Annotated in this window: 13 protein-coding genes; 7 read left to right on the top strand and 6 right to left on the bottom strand. The window is 55.4% G+C overall.

Going from position 1 to position 13,863, the window contains the following annotated elements:
* Window positions 1–121 precede the first annotated feature (121 nt).
* Entirely contained in the window at window positions 122–232 is a 111-nt protein-coding gene (locus tag HMPREF2896_RS13120; protein ID WP_141754789.1) for a DNA cytosine methyltransferase, read from the bottom strand.
* Between the two features lie 1,620 nt (window positions 233–1,852).
* Here HMPREF2896_RS13120 and HMPREF2896_RS11415 point away from each other — a divergent pair.
* A complete protein-coding gene (locus tag HMPREF2896_RS11415) occupies window positions 1,853–2,218 on the top strand; it encodes a hypothetical protein (protein WP_070719573.1) in 366 nt (121 codons plus the stop codon).
* Between the two features lie 337 nt (window positions 2,219–2,555).
* Here HMPREF2896_RS11415 and HMPREF2896_RS11410 read toward each other — a convergent pair whose 3' ends face one another.
* The 3 genes from HMPREF2896_RS11410 to HMPREF2896_RS12740 all read right to left on the bottom strand — a co-directional run bounded on the left by HMPREF2896_RS11410 (window position 2,556) and on the right by HMPREF2896_RS12740 (window position 6,005).
* Window positions 2,556–3,323: an ATP-binding protein gene (locus tag HMPREF2896_RS11410; RefSeq protein WP_046647029.1), complete on the bottom strand. Its 768-nt coding sequence runs from the start codon at window positions 3,321–3,323 to the stop codon at window positions 2,556–2,558.
* A 5-nt stretch (window positions 3,324–3,328) separates the two neighbouring features.
* The gene (gene istA, locus HMPREF2896_RS11405; RefSeq protein WP_070719572.1) at window positions 3,329–4,963 is read right to left on the bottom strand and encodes an IS21 family transposase; all 1,635 of its coding nucleotides are present in this window, start codon (window positions 4,961–4,963) and stop codon (window positions 3,329–3,331) included.
* A 367-nt stretch (window positions 4,964–5,330) separates the two neighbouring features.
* Window positions 5,331–6,005 carry a helix-turn-helix domain-containing protein gene (locus tag HMPREF2896_RS12740; protein WP_141754788.1) on the bottom strand — a complete coding sequence of 225 codons (675 nt, stop codon included), beginning with the start codon at window positions 6,003–6,005 and terminating at the stop codon, window positions 5,331–5,333.
* Window positions 6,006–6,942: 937 nt separating this feature from the next.
* Here HMPREF2896_RS12740 and HMPREF2896_RS11395 point away from each other — a divergent pair.
* The 4 genes from HMPREF2896_RS11395 (at window position 6,943) to HMPREF2896_RS12550 (ending at window position 11,189) form a co-directional block, all read left to right on the top strand.
* On the top strand, window positions 6,943–8,391 hold the full coding sequence (locus HMPREF2896_RS11395) for a replication initiation protein (RefSeq protein ID WP_246824025.1): 1,449 nt from the start codon (window positions 6,943–6,945) through the stop codon (window positions 8,389–8,391).
* A 253-nt stretch (window positions 8,392–8,644) separates the two neighbouring features.
* A complete protein-coding gene (locus HMPREF2896_RS11390; RefSeq protein WP_083311495.1) occupies window positions 8,645–9,370 on the top strand; it encodes a replication initiation protein in 726 nt (241 codons plus the stop codon).
* Window positions 9,363–9,620: a helix-turn-helix transcriptional regulator gene (locus tag HMPREF2896_RS11385; protein ID WP_070719569.1), complete on the top strand. Its 258-nt coding sequence runs from the start codon at window positions 9,363–9,365 to the stop codon at window positions 9,618–9,620. The genes HMPREF2896_RS11390 and HMPREF2896_RS11385 overlap by 8 nt, the downstream gene beginning before the upstream one ends.
* Before the next feature lie 75 nt (window positions 9,621–9,695).
* On the top strand, window positions 9,696–11,189 hold the full coding sequence (locus HMPREF2896_RS12550; RefSeq protein ID WP_083311494.1) for an IS30 family transposase: 1,494 nt from the start codon (window positions 9,696–9,698) through the stop codon (window positions 11,187–11,189).
* Here HMPREF2896_RS12550 and HMPREF2896_RS12735 read toward each other — a convergent pair.
* The gene (locus HMPREF2896_RS12735; RefSeq protein WP_141754787.1) at window positions 11,182–11,751 is read right to left on the bottom strand and encodes a hypothetical protein; all 570 of its coding nucleotides are present in this window, start codon (window positions 11,749–11,751) and stop codon (window positions 11,182–11,184) included. The genes HMPREF2896_RS12550 and HMPREF2896_RS12735 overlap by 8 nt on opposite strands.
* Before the next feature lie 72 nt (window positions 11,752–11,823).
* Complete coding sequence (locus tag HMPREF2896_RS12890; RefSeq protein WP_168165695.1) at window positions 11,824–11,964, bottom strand: hypothetical protein; 141 nt, start codon at window positions 11,962–11,964, stop codon at window positions 11,824–11,826.
* Between the two features lie 909 nt (window positions 11,965–12,873).
* Here HMPREF2896_RS12890 and HMPREF2896_RS11365 point away from each other — a divergent pair.
* Both HMPREF2896_RS11365 and HMPREF2896_RS11360 read left to right on the top strand, forming a co-directional pair.
* Entirely contained in the window at window positions 12,874–13,452 is a 579-nt protein-coding gene (locus HMPREF2896_RS11365; RefSeq protein ID WP_070509711.1) for an ATP-binding cassette domain-containing protein, read from the top strand.
* Window positions 13,440–13,863, top strand: a 424-nt coding sequence (locus HMPREF2896_RS11360) for a hypothetical protein (protein ID WP_141754786.1), incomplete at its 3' end; no start/stop codon positions are given. The genes HMPREF2896_RS11365 and HMPREF2896_RS11360, both read left to right, overlap by 13 nt.

Genomic DNA, 13,863 nt, shown 5'->3' with positions numbered 1-13,863 from the left:
GGACTCGTGCGATCGATTTTGGTAACCGGTCTGCTCCAGCATAGGGACTGACATCGAAATCAAGAACATCTGCCTGTATGACATTCCACTCTGGTCGGTTGGCCTGCAAAGTCTTTACCGCCTAATCATCGATTTCTACAGCTACAAGATGGTTGAAACCGGCTCTTTCGAGGCCGAGCGCTTGGCCGCCAGCGCCTGCGCAGATTTCGATAGAAGTTAATGGGGTGTGCACGAATTGATTGTATCTACGCCGAGAACAGAAGGCCTAAGGGGGAGAAAAGTACCGACGCTCGATGGTGTGCACACTCTAGTGCGACTATTACTACATGGTGAAGATTATTCACGTATCAGACCGGCGGCGATGGCCGTTTCGCGCGGCCAAGAAATTTGAGTTAACCGAGCGGGATCGGCTCCTTTTTGACTGGTTGGTGGCTTTTGGAGCTATGACGCGCGACCACGTTGCCAGACTGTGGGGGATTAATCATTCGGGAGCCTCTAAACGTCTTCGTGTGCTCCGCGATAAAGGGTTCATTGACGATAAAAGCGTTTTCACGGGCTTTCCCAGCATCCTCACCATCACCAGCAAGGGGTGCAGGCACAGTAGATGGACGCACATTACTGATAAAGGAAATGTTGTCGGGGACTTCAAGCCTCCTCGCTTTAACACAGGTGGAACCCTGGCACACACGCTTTTGGTTATGGATTTCAGCTCTATCCTGGGCAATTTATGGGCACACAGTCGTAAGCGAGCGAGTGATGAAGGCCCAGGACCGTAAGCACCTCAGTAAAGGAACTCACCACCCGATATACGCTATCGATAGGTATAAGGCAGATGCCAAGCGCTACTATTATCCGGATTTTTTATCCCTGCCGGATAGCGTTGACGACTCCAATAGCTTGGTCTGTGCTCCTGCGGCTAGAAAACCTCGACCAAGTAAGGAACAACCCGAGCGATGGCCAACAAGAGACAGCTCATCTAAGCAATTTCTGCACTTGATGATCCCGAAAGTCACTGGGGCGTGGGCCGTTGAGGTCGAGCGTTCACGTAAAACCACGAAACGGTATAGACACCTCAGCTGGGTGTATGAGTCGTCTTTGATTCCGTATGAGCTTTTACCGGATGCCGACTACCTCCCTCTGGCTCAACGGGTCATGTGGTACGTCGCGGATACAGGAACGCGGACACGTATTGATGCCGCGTTTTCGCGGAGCCGGGAAGAGGGAGGACGTGGTCGGTCGCAGCGTAAAATTTCGTGGAGTCGCGACCTCGAGCCTTGGCTTGTAGCTCCCACACTATAGGGAGTGTGTGGGGGGCTTAGCGGGCGATGCTTTTTCTTCGACGCGCAGTGGTGCGATGGGTTCCGTTCGCTGCGCTCACTCCGAGGATAAATCCTCGGCTCTTGCTCCCCTTTTCGGGGGCGCTCCGCCGTGGCGTCCTGGTCCTCTCCCACACGATTCTGCGCTCGCAAGCGAGCTGGAATAGCGCGGGTCCCTTGGCCCAGTTCGCCACTCTGTCGCTGCGGCTCTACGGGGCGCGATTCCTACCCCGCACAGCAAGCTGTGCGGGTCCCCTGGAATAGGCGCCCCTTCGTGCCGCTAGTGGAGGCGCTGCGCGCCACCGCTTTCGGGCGCACGGCGCCCTTTAACTGCGCGTGTAACGCGCAGTGTGGGCGGTAAACCGCCCACCTGCTGTGCTCACCGTAAAACTTCCAGCTCACTGATTTTATTTCAATTTACTGGGCAGTTTATTTTTTAATTTGTGATAATTTTGTGCACAATCACTTGACAATAATAGCCAGAGTGTGTATAATTTGTTGTGTAAGTTAAGCAATACAAGTAAAAGGAGTATAAAATGAGCACTTACAAAAATTTTAACGAGATACGTGATTCTTTATCTGATGCTGGAGTTCTAAAAGTAACTTTGGCTACCTTGCGCGACGCTGCTGATTACAAGCGACTCGGAAAAGGAGTTCTTGAAGAATTGGCAACCAAGGTGCGAGGTATTGGCGCAGAGTATTTCCCTAGTTACGTTTTAGATAGCAATGAGAATCCGCGCGGTAATGACGAGGTTCGTTTGGTACTAGCAGATTCGCAGGTCGGAAAAATCGTCCGAGCAATTCAAGACCCCACGGAATCTGGAGATTCTTTGCTTGGAAATATCGCAGAAGATAACTCTGCTGATGTTCTGAATCAGATTCGAAATTTGTTGGGTGACTAAACGTCGCTTCTTAAGAAGCAGAGAGAAAGAGCTGACTTAGAGTCAGCTCTTTCTCTATATGTGGGGCCACCGGATCGAAGTTTGATCACTGCCGAAAGTCGGTTCCGGTGTGCCTCGGCCCCCCGCCGAGACACACCGGCTGCAACAACATATTTGGGTACATTCCTATCCCGTCTAGGAAGGGCGGGTTTTACGTTTTCGCAGTTTAAGGACAACATATTTGGACACATTTCAAGTTAGGCTGTTCAGAAGACTGAAATGGTAGCGGTGTGGTGAGTATCTGGTAGCGCCTGAGTGAGTATCCGGTAGCGGTGTCTCACTCAGGCGTTGTTGGTGGTTATGCGTTGGTGGTGAGGCGCATGTTTGGTCCTTCGAGTGTGATGATCTCGGCGCCGGAGACGAGTCGGTTGAGGATTGACTCGGAGATCACGGCATCGGGGATGGACTTGTACCACTCCAGTGGGGTGAATTGTGAGGTCACTATCGTTGAGACTTTGCCTTCTCGTCCGGCGAGGATGTTGAGAAGTTGGTGCGCGGTCGCGGCATCAATAGGTGTGGTGAGGAAGTCATCTAAGACCAGGACGTCGACGTCGTGGAGGTGCTGGATGAACTTCAGCCGTATGGGGTCTTCGGGTTGGAGGACTGCCAGTTCGGCGGCAAGCATGTCGGTGCGGTAGAACCGTGCGGAGTAGTCGTTGCGGCATGCTGCTGTGATCAGGGCTTGGGCGAGGTAGGTTTTGCCGACTGAGGATTTGCCCAGGATGACAATGTTTTGGCCCAGGTGGCACCATTGTCCGTGAGCGAGTCTGCTGACTTGCTCGGGGTTGATGTTGCGGTCAGGCGTGCAGACTACCTTTTCAAGGCAAGCATCAAGGTTCGGCGATCGGGATGCTTTCAGCAGTTTGTTGATGCGTCGTTCACGCCTGGCCGCGACTTCTTTATCGAGTGCGTAGAGCACCTTTTGGGAAAACGTCCATGCGTCGAATGCGGGATCGTTGGCGATGTCGATAACGCTTCTGCCGAAGGCAGTCATCCGCAGCGCGGTGAAGTCGGCCAGAACGGATTCGTCAAGGAAGCGATCTGTTGGCGGGGTTGGTGATGACATGGGCTTTAGTTTCCTTTCTTAACGAGGTTGTCCATGTTGAACTGGTCTGCACCGCCGAGAAACGCGCCTGTGGTATCCCTGTCGGAGACTGCAGGGGCGGTGGATTGGTTGGTTGTGGTGCTGCGCGTGGGCTGGTCACAGCCGCGGGGCCGTGTGGCGTGTTCTTTGCGTATGGCGGCCATCATGTTTTTGACCGCGGTATATGACACCGCTCGTCGGCTGCCGTTGTTGGCCATCAGGCGCTGGCATGCCTCTTCCAGGATTGGTTTGTTGCCGTGTTTGCCCATCGACAGCACGTTTCTACAGGATTGGTACGCCTGGGCCGGGATGGCTTTCGCCGCGATGAGTTCTTCGATGACCTTGCGTGTTGCCGGGCCGGTTTTGCTGGCTTCGCGATAAAAGTAGTCGCTTGTCCACAGTCCACGGGTGGAGTCCATTCCAGATGGAATGTGCTCATAGTCAGTGACATAGGCCCCACGCTTATGCGAAACCCGGTGGGTTGCTACGGTTGTCCCCTGGTCAAAGACGGTCAAGACTTGCCCGGTGATGCGCACATCGACAGTGCGGCCAACAAGCTGGTGCGGGACGGAGTAGCGCACGGTTGCAACCGTGATATGGAAATCTGGGGCTACTTTCGCACGCTTCCACTCGGTGTGCTGCCACGGGGTTGCCGGCAGATCGGCAAGCAGACGCTGTTCGTGTGCTTCAAAGAGATCCCTGCGGCTTGACTGCTGACTGCGAAACGGCACGGAGGTGTTGATCGCGTCGACCAAGCCCACAATCTTTCCGTTGAGCTCGTCCAAGTCAACGCACTGGTGGCCCTCAAGGACGTGGATGACTTTGTGCGTGACGATCTTTACCGCAGCTTCCACATTCGCTTTATCTTTCGGCCGACGCGCGCGTGTGGGAAGTGCCGCTGTGTTGTAGTGCTCCAAGAACTGCTGGTAGGTGTCGTTGACCTTCCGATTCCTATCGGCAGTGCTGATTGCGTTCGACGCCGTCGACGCGTTATCGGGGACAACAACCTGGCAGACCCCGCCGAAGTAGTCAAACGCTTGGCGGTGGCCATCAAGCCAGGACTGCTGCCGCTGGTCAACACACGCACAGGCAAACAGCATTCCTGAATACGGCAGCGAGGCGACGAAAATGCTGACTTTCGCACCCTGTGTGCCCGCAGGGTCGTACAGGCTCATCTTGGTCCCTGCCCAATCCACCTGCATCGTATGCCCTGGTGCATGGGTGATCCGGGCGGTAAGCCCGGCTGCATCGACATGGGAGGCAACCAGCTGGCGGAATCGGTCGTAGCTGTAATGGCGCTGGCCCGGCTGGGCGGGGTTGGTGGTGTAGCGAGCCCACAATACTTGCAGTGTTTGCTTCACACGCCCTGTGCGTGCTTTGACGACCGCGTCAAAGTCAATCGGGACGAATTCGCCTTGCCCGCTGGTGCGTTTATCAACGAATATCTCGTCCAGCTCGTCATTCGTCAGCGCCGCGACCTGCTGGGCAGTGGTTAGGCCAAGGCTTCGCAGCGCTTGGTTCGCCCGGGAAATCGCGCGGTGCGAGCACCCGAGCTGGTCTTCAATCTGGCGGTAAGAACGCTTCCTAATCAGCAGCGTCATCACCGCACGGTAATCCGGCATAAGCGGACTCCTTCCAGTACACGCCGCACCCGAGTGGTGCGGCTACCGGAAGTATCATCCCGAGCACCCTGAGCTGCTACCAGAAACCCACTGAAGCGCTACCGGATAGTCACGACACTGCTACCAAATAGCCGGTCGCAACATTAGGCAGCTACCTTGAAAACAACATATTTGGAAACATTCGCAGATGAAGGTGTGTAGGTCGCATGGCTAACGATACGAAGCCCGAGTTGGTTGACCCGTGCTTTGACGAGCTTTCCCGATGGGCTGAATCAGACGAGTTTTTGATGCAATGGACGCCGCGGCCCGGTCAGGAAATTCGGATGGGACGGTGTTGCGTCACGCCCAGGAGATCATTCGAAACTGGCTAGGAAAATAGGCCGCGAAGGCGGCCGAAGAATCCTTGCTGTGGGGGTTGCTTGGGTTCTTCCTCGTGTGCAGTCTCTGCTTCTGCTGAGGAGAGCACGGCGGGAGTTTCTGAGTCTGCAGTGTTGTCGTCGGTAGGTTGCCTCGACGGTTCGGGGGATGTTTCGGGGGCTGGGGTGTCGGATGAGCCGCGCTCTAGCATCAGTAGGGCCTTTTGGAGGTCTTCGATGCGGGCTGCGCGTTCCGAGGCAAGGACTTTTTGAGCCTCCAATTCTTTGCGAAGAGACTGCTCGCGCAGTTCTGCGAGTTCGAGTTTGTGTCGCAGATTAAGGGTGTTCAGATGGTCACCTTGGTCACCTGTGCGGACATGTTCATGGTCACCCTTATGGTCACCCTGAACACCCCTGTGGTCACCCTTCTGGACAGCCGAATCTTCGGCGGGTGCAGGCTTTCCTGGGCGCAACCCCGCAGCCCCGAGGGACGTTACCGGAATTGCCCACTGCCCGTTTATTTTCCTTGCTCCGGGAAGCTCTTCCTTTTTCAGCATTCTCATGATCGTGCTGCGGCTTACCCCAGTTTCCTCGGCGGCTTTTCGGGGTGACCACGTGGTCAGGTGAACACCTGCGTGGTCAGCTGTCTGGTCACCCCTGTGGTCACCCTGGTCAGGCCTGGTCATGTCTTGACCATACTGCGTCCCAAGTACTGAAACAGAGCGCTGTTTCGGTGTGGCGAGAAAAGAGAAGAAGGGTGGCTTTCCATTTAGTTGTTGGAAAGCCACCCTGCCGGGAACCAATGCACAACACAACCATGCTCGGTCTTGTTCCGGTAGGTGCAGTCCACGCTATTGGTCGTTCCAGTAAAACAGTTATCGAAAAGTCTGTTGTGAGGCATTTGCAGACTGGATACGGGAAACTAGTGGTGCTCCACTGTGCTTCCTAACTCAACAATTGCGAGGTTGTTCGATAGCGAAACACCTGTGTCCACCACACCGACTAGCGTGAAACCATGACCCTCACAAACAGTGCCGGTGACCTATTCGCGTTCTGGAAGCCATTCATCATTGATCGACCTGGCGGTACTCCTTATGCGGCGGGTGAGCTGTATTCCACCTCATTCGATGAGGCACCACTGACGGAGTTTTTCGGCCCCAACCTCACAGACGAGTGCGACGGGTGGCGTCTACTAACCGCGCGATCCAGACAGAGCACTTCTAACCAACCAGTACGGCACTCCTCGGAGACTATTGATGCTAGCCTCATCGCCTATTTTCAAGAGAACCCCGGCCTGTACCTAACGATGCCGCTAGACGATGAGCAAGGTGGGTGGGTGATTGCTTACTGCCCTCAATAGAACGTCTCCTTAATACAGGCCGACTAGTCCATCGGGAGAAGCATCTCACCAGTTAGGGGATGTGGTGCAGCGACATCTGCCATCACTGGTGCGCGGGGTGGTGCAAAAAGTGCTTTAACCTGCATACTTTCGCGTGTCGCCACTGGAAAATGACACCGTTGTCATTTAAACTTCGCCGGTGAAAGCCCTTTGAAAATGAAGAAAGTCACTGGGTGCCCGCCCAGTGACTTTCGCTTATCGCCCAGCGCAACCTGGGAGAAAGCATGACCGTGAGTTTACCTACTCAAGCGCACTTTGCGCACATTAAAACGCCGACCCGTGTCGAAATAGACCGTGGCGGACTGGATAACACCCCAGCATCCGCCAGCGACCGCGATCAACTCCGCGAGCATCTAGGCCGCGAGGTACTCCACGGGTCTATCGGACGTGACTTCTCCAAGGCATACATCCGTAAACCCGACGGAACGAACTCCCCACGCATGTACCGCTTCGACACCGATGCTCTAGGACGATGCGAATACGTCATGCTTACCAGTAAGCAGTACGCCGCCGTCCTGGTCGTCGACGTTGACCAGATAGGAACAGCCGGCGGCGACCCCGCAAACCTGAACCCCTATGTCCTCGACGTGGTGCGCTCACTTATCACCCACAACATCGGGCCAGCCTGGGTAGGAATCAACCCGACTAACGGCAAAGCACAGTTGATTTGGCTTATCGACCCCGTCTACGCTGACCGAGATGGTCAATCTGCGCAGATGAAGCTGCTGGCAGCAACCACACGCGTACTAGGCGAGCTATTAGACCACGACCCGCACTTTTCCCACCGATTTAGCCGCAACCCCTTCTATACGGGAAAAGCTCCTACCGCTTATCGTTGGTACAGACAGCACAACCGAGTGATGCGGCTTGGAGACTTGATAAAGCAGGTAAGGGACATGGCAGGATACGACCAGTTCAACCCCACCCCGCGTCAACAGTTTTCCTCAGGCAGAGAACTAATCAACGCGGTTAAATCTCGTCGTGAGCAGGCCCAAGCATTCAAAGCCCTAGCCCAGGACGTAGACGCAGAAATCGCTGATGGTCTCGACCAGTACGACCCAGAGCTTATTGACGGGGTACGAGTGCTCTGGATTACCCCGGGTACCGCAGCACGCGACGAAACAGCCTTTAGACACGCACTTAAGACCGGACACCGACTGCGCCAACAAGGCCAACGCCTCACTGATGCCGCAATTATCGACGCCTACGAACACGCCTACAACATCGCGCACACCCACGGCGGCGCAGGACGCGACAACGAGATGCCACCCATGCGTGACCGCCAAACCATGGCTAGGCGAGTACGCGGGTACGTCACCCAGTCCAAGAGCGAGGCCTACAGCGGCTCTAGCTCGCCAGGAAAAGCTACCAGCAGCGAACGCAAAGCACTAGCCACAATGGGCCGCAGAGGCGGAAAGAAGGCCGCACAACGCTGGAAGGAAGACCCTGATGGCGAATATGCGCAGACAGAGCGCAAAAAGCTTCAGGCCGCAAACGCACTTCGACAGAGTCGTGGAAAAGGTACCCGCGGACGGGTGCTAGCAACAGCGATGGACATCTTGACGCAGACAGGAAAGACTCCGTCAGGACGAACCGTAGGTCAGGAATTGGGCATCACCCGTCAGCAAGCTAATCGCCATCTGAAAGCTCTGCGCGAAGCCGGACTTATTTAACTGCAAAGTGGAACATGCCGTAAGCAATATACGGTTCCCCTGCCGCTAGGCAGTTAGATAAAACCCTACGTGAAGAAAACCTTGTACAGAAGTATCCCTAGCTATTGTCCACCGGCAGCACCAGGAGTACCCCAAAGAATGCGGCTCCACAGGCGAAGGCTAGGACGCTGTCCCAGCATTCGGCGACGATGAGCCCCCACAGGACGACCTCGACGATGACGAGCAGACCAAAATTTTTCTGAGCGTTTTATCTATGAACCGATCATCTCATAAGGGTGTGCACACCTCGACGCCAATTTGGGGTGTGCCGTCTTGGACAGCCTTAAACCCGCACACCCGCGGTGGACACATCGTCTACGCCCTGGGCGCGCCTGTCTGCCTGTCGAACGCCGGAAACCGCCGCCCAGTGAATCTGCTCGCACGTGTCGAAGCCGGCCTGACCAGAGTCCTCGGCGGCGACCCGGCGTTTGCCGGGCGCATCACCAAGAACCCTGAATGCACCACCGCGCACCTGCCGCTGTGGGGGTCGACCGAAGCTGTCTACGGCTTAAAAGAGCTCGCTGCTGCGCTCTCCGAAATCAACGCGCTACCGCGCTACGACGACCACAAGGCACTTACGGTCACAGGCGTCGGACGGAACGTGGATCTCTTCAACTATCTGCGGAAATGGGCTTACCCACGTCGCGGCTCATACGGCACCAGCCAGCAAGGGCGCCTGGACTGGGAGCAAGTTGTTCACGACCGAGCCACCCTGCGCAACGAGAATCATATCGGCGCTGAGTACGCACGCGGCCCTCTATCAGCTAATGAGGTGACCCATCTGGCTCGCTCTGTCAGCCGCTGGACGTGGAGAAATATCGCGCCTGTTGATGTCGATACCTGGCTGCGCCAGCGCCAATCTCAGCGCGGGAAAAAGAGCGCGGAAAAGCGCTGGGGACCATCTCGACAGGTAGCACTCCAGGAGGCTATTAATGGCTGAAACTCGAATTCCTCGTAACGGAAAAACAGTCCGCGAACTGGTAGAAAAGACTGGTTTTTCAACAAACACAATCATTCGCTGGACGAGTGACCCGCGCGAAAACTATCTCGCGCGCGCCAACGAGAAGCGTGCAAAGGTCGCCGAGCTTCGCGCTCAGGGCCTGACGATGCGTGCTATCGCCAAAGAGCTTGGGTGCTCGGTTGGAACCGTGCACCGATACGTCAAAGAAGTCCAAGCAAAGAGTGCTTAATCTGCCAGCGCACCATTTATCCCGCGTGGCGAGTTCAGGTGGTGAATGCATCTATACAGCTGGGAGGTTGTGTAGATGTCCGGTGATGAGAAGCTACGTGAGCGGTATGTGCAGGCGTATCTGCATGATGCGCGTCCGATGGCGGTGATCCTCAAGGAGTTGGGGGTCTCGAAGGCTCAGGCGAGGGTGTGGCGTCAGGCTGAGGGACTTAGCCGCGGCAAGCGCCATCGGAGCCTGAATGAGGATAAGTACAAAGATCAATACCAAAAGCTCGTTGCTCTTGTAGAAAGCGGCCAGTCTGCGTATAGCGCACTGAAAGAGACAGGTTTCCCACAGACGGCTTACCGATACCTTGCGCAAGACGGTATTGAACTCGCCAACAACAGTCGCGGTGGAGCCATACAAATTGAGCGGGATCGCATTGCTAAAGCTTTGAAACTTGTTGATGCTGGCAAAAGCTATAAGGAAGCCGGCCAGGTAGTTGATCGCTGCGCTGAAACAGTAAAAGCGTGGCACCATAATCGCATGTCTGGGCGTTTGGTACTCAATGATCATCCCACTGAATCCGAATCGAAGGTAGGACGCGGAAAGCGTCTTATCCGCCATGACCGGATAGCGATAGCCTATCTGCTGAAGCAGGGCCATTCTCATCGTGAGATTGCAGCCCAGCTTGGCCGGAATCAGTCGACGATTAGTAGAGAAATCGCTCGTGGGATGACTGAGCATGGCTACGATGCCCTCGTGGCGCAAAAGCGGGCTGTAGACCGTTTAGCCAGGCCTAAACCCCGTAAACTCGATACCAACCCGCAGTTGCGGGCCTTTGTCATCGAGGGGTTGAACACGAAGTGGTCACCAGAGCAGATTTCAAACTTTCTTGCCCGCTGCTTCGGTAAAGGTGGGGATATGTCGATTAGTCATGAAACCATCTACCAAGCTCTCTACATCCAAGCTAAAGGTGCCTTGCGCCAGGAGTTGAAGGTAGAAAAAGCCCTGCGTTCTGGGCGTACCGGCCGAAGGTCGCAATCGCGCCTGCCAGCCCGCGGTAATCGAAGCTGGATTGGTGAGGACTACCGCATCAGCAAGCGCCCTGCCAGCGTTGAAGACCGCGCTATTCCAGGGCATTGGGAAGGCGATCTCATCATCGGCCAAGGAGGCACAACGGCCCTTGTGACCTGCGTGGAGCGCAGTACGCGCTACACCATGATCCGCAAACTTGATGTGCATGATTCCGCCACGACTGTCGATAAGTTAATCGAGATGTTTACTGGCAAAATACGCAACATCACCAAAACACTGACCTGGGACCAGGGTGTGGAACTAGCCCAAGTAGACAGGCTGAGCATCGAGCGTGGGCTCGCAGTCTATTTCTGCGATCCGCACTCACCCTGGCAGCGTCCTACCAACGAAAACACCAACGGGCTAGTCCGAGACTTCCTACCCAAAGGAAGCGACTTTAGTACCCTGACCGATAAGGGCGTCCAGCAGATTCAAGACCTACTCAACGGGCGCCCCAGAAAAGTCCTCAACTGGTACACACCAGAAGAGAAAATCCAAGAACTATTCAAGTGATGCATCCACCACTTGAAACCGCGTTCTTTTTCAGCCATGCTCGGCGCTTCTGCCGACTCATGCCGGCCGGCAAAATGAATTTCCGGCCGTTGTAGGCCACGACAGTCAGGTTCGAGTCTTTCGACGCAAGCTCCGGCGAATCCGGGTCAACCACACCAGAAAGCTCTTCGACTTCAAGCACAGGCGGTGTAGCGTTCTCTGATTTCCAGCCCATGGATTCAACCTTTAAGTTGCCTTGAATGCGCAAGATAGCCAGCTTCAAGGCCGTCACAACTTGCTCACTATTCGGCAACTCCTGGAGCACATTCGCCATGCGATCTGGGTGTTCCATCAACCAGTCAGCGACTCCAGAACGGCTATAGGGACGCTCCTTTTCGACCGTAACTGTAGGCATTTCTACGGCCTGACGATCCACTAAACCGGCATCAGCTGCACGCCGAATCTCCCACGCTCGGTGTCGACAAGATGACGAGCAATAGCGCGGCCTGCGCCCAGAACCGGAGTAGACAAGTTCCCTATTGCACACCAGGCAGCGGCGTATTTCTTGCTTCGGTTCGGTCATGCTTTAACGGTACCATTTCGTGCCAACGACCCGATTAACACTAAGAGTGCATATAGTGTGTTGCCGTTAAGGTCAGAAGACGAGTAGGTCGAGCAGCTCGTTCCAGCTGTGGATCGTGGCCATGGGGTCGGCAAGAATCGCGCCCAGGGCAGCGCCTAGCATGAGCGAGCGCAGCTCAGAAAGTCGCCTAAGACTTGTGTGGGGATTGTTCATCGGTCCTCCTTTGCACGTCCCGTATTTCGGTCGTGCGGAAAAGGAATATCGCAACCGGTGCGTTGTCCAACTCCAAGTGCTCGGTCTGGGCTGCCGCCCGAGCCGTCCGGCTCGGTTGCCCCGGTTCAGTCCTCGCGTACTCAATCGCGCAGAAACCCCAGCCCTCCGTGGGTACCGTCGCTAGGTCTTTAACCGCTTAGACGGGCGCACAGCGCGCCGCGAGCACTCATGCCGGCGGTGCGGAAAACCGATCCCGGAGCGCTTGGATCCGCGTGGTCGGCCCGTACAGTGGTGCTCCGGCGCGTGCCGCGCAGCTGCGTCGCGCGAGCGTCGCGAGCGGGAGCATCAGGCGGCACTAGAGTAGGCGCGAACCCAGGCTGTGTTGATGCTTCGGACGCGCTCGGAGGAGTTGTCTGATGCAACGAGGGTGGTGCGTGAACTCACGCATGATTTGGTTGTGGGGCGAGAGTTTGGGGTTTCTGTGGAGCATCATGACCTGATTGCGGCTATTCGAGATTTTGCGGATGTGATGGATGCGCAGACCGTCGCAGCAGCCCCTACGCTCAATCGAGCACAGCGGCGTGCGCAGAAGAGACGGCGTTAGGCCGTGCTCTATTTTTAATGCTCGTTTCTCGTTTGTTTGCGGAGCCGCGCGCCTGAAATTATTGGATTTATTTTACGATTGTTAACAATTTTCCGCCCTTCTCTATGTGTAGAGTATCTTTCGGTGGATTTCTTTCACTGACGTACAAACATGAAAGGAGGGCTTACTATGCCTTGGGTAATTGGCGGCGCTGTGCTTGGCGGAATCCTGATTTTGAATTTCGTTAACGCACCGAAAGCTTGGTAAAAGTTGGCCCTGCGGATGTTTTCATTCGCAGGGCCAATAGCTCGCTATGATTCATACTCATGATTACTGGCCTAATCGGCGTCAATGGGTCTGGAAAGACCACTTATTTAAAGCAATTGCACCGAAATAGCGGTGGCGGATTCCTGCCTGACTACCCTAATATTCCGCTAGAACTCAGCGCGGTGGAGCTGTTGTGGCGGGTGGGTGCAATGCGTAACATCGCGGACCCAAAGGGGCGTGCGGAGGAGCTGTGTTCCGCATTGCTTATTGATGGCGCTTTCGACCGAAACATTTCCACCTACTCGGCGGGAAACTATAAAAAGACAGCGTTGGCCACACTGTTAATGGAGCGCCCGGAGTGGCTGTACTTGGACGAGCCACTGGAGACTGTGGATGCCGTCTCGCAAGAGATTATCTTCGACATCCTGAAGGGCTTGAGCGAAGCTGGCACCCACGTTGTACTATCCACGCAGGACATTCAGTTGAGTCTCCGACTGGAGGAAATCAAGGTTTTTTCGCAGCTCAAGGTGGTTGCAGAGGGTGCTCCAGTTGACGTGCTAGGTGAGTATCCCTTCAAAAGGTTTCTGGAGCTGTCTGGAATTGTCCTTAAGCCCAGGAGAATTGAATGGCTTTCGTAGTTCTACCGCACCTGCTGCGGGCTCGCTATGGCCACGAAGCTGACCGCATGGAGCGCTCCGTAGAATTCGTCCTCATCGTGGTGGTAATGCTTAGCTGTACTGCGTCTTCTGATATGCCACTGCAATGGCCTGGCGCGGTGGCGGCTGCCTTTTCGATGTCGGTCATCGCCGTGCAGACACTGGCGCAGTCGTGGCATGCATGGTCCCAGCCTCCCATCTCAGCTGACTCAAAGCAGCTTTATCGGGACTTCTTCCTAGCCACGCTATTGAGCGGGCCGGGCTTACTGACACTTGCATTTGGGCTTGTTTACTTCAATGCTGCGTTGATGCTTCCAGCGTTAGCCTGCATATTGGTCATCCTTGCCGTTTACCCGCGTCTCAACCGGTTACCAAAATCGATCGCACGAGTCC

The organism is Corynebacterium sp. HMSC069E04 (genome assembly GCF_001813175.1).
Taxonomy (GTDB): domain Bacteria; phylum Actinomycetota; class Actinomycetes; order Mycobacteriales; family Mycobacteriaceae; genus Corynebacterium; species Corynebacterium aurimucosum.
This window is presented reverse-complemented; position numbering and strand designations above follow the sequence as displayed.

What these genes read in the sequence shown, in the direction of transcription:
- HMPREF2896_RS11390 (WP_083311495.1), top strand. Translation starts at nt 8,645, where the DNA reads ATGAACCGATCATCTCATAAGGGTGTGCACACCTCGACGCCAATTTGG.
- HMPREF2896_RS11415 (WP_070719573.1), top strand. Translation starts at nt 1,853, where the DNA reads ATGAGCACTTACAAAAATTTTAACGAGATACGTGATTCTTTATCTGAT.
- HMPREF2896_RS11395 (WP_246824025.1), top strand. Translation starts at nt 6,943, where the DNA reads ATGACCGTGAGTTTACCTACTCAAGCGCACTTTGCGCACATTAAAACG.
- HMPREF2896_RS11365 (WP_070509711.1), top strand. Translation starts at nt 12,874, where the DNA reads ATGATTACTGGCCTAATCGGCGTCAATGGGTCTGGAAAGACCACTTAT.
- HMPREF2896_RS11410 (WP_046647029.1), bottom strand. Translation starts at nt 3,323, where the DNA reads ATGTCATCACCAACCCCGCCAACAGATCGCTTCCTTGACGAATCCGTT.
- HMPREF2896_RS12550 (WP_083311494.1), top strand. Translation starts at nt 9,696, where the DNA reads ATGTCCGGTGATGAGAAGCTACGTGAGCGGTATGTGCAGGCGTATCTG.
- HMPREF2896_RS12890 (WP_168165695.1), bottom strand. Translation starts at nt 11,964, where the DNA reads ATGAACAATCCCCACACAAGTCTTAGGCGACTTTCTGAGCTGCGCTCG.
- istA (WP_070719572.1), bottom strand. Translation starts at nt 4,963, where the DNA reads ATGCCGGATTACCGTGCGGTGATGACGCTGCTGATTAGGAAGCGTTCT.
- HMPREF2896_RS11385 (WP_070719569.1), top strand. Translation starts at nt 9,363, where the DNA reads ATGGCTGAAACTCGAATTCCTCGTAACGGAAAAACAGTCCGCGAACTG.
- HMPREF2896_RS12735 (WP_141754787.1), bottom strand. Translation starts at nt 11,751, where the DNA reads ATGACCGAACCGAAGCAAGAAATACGCCGCTGCCTGGTGTGCAATAGG.
- HMPREF2896_RS12740 (WP_141754788.1), bottom strand. Translation starts at nt 6,005, where the DNA reads ATGACCAGGCCTGACCAGGGTGACCACAGGGGTGACCAGACAGCTGAC.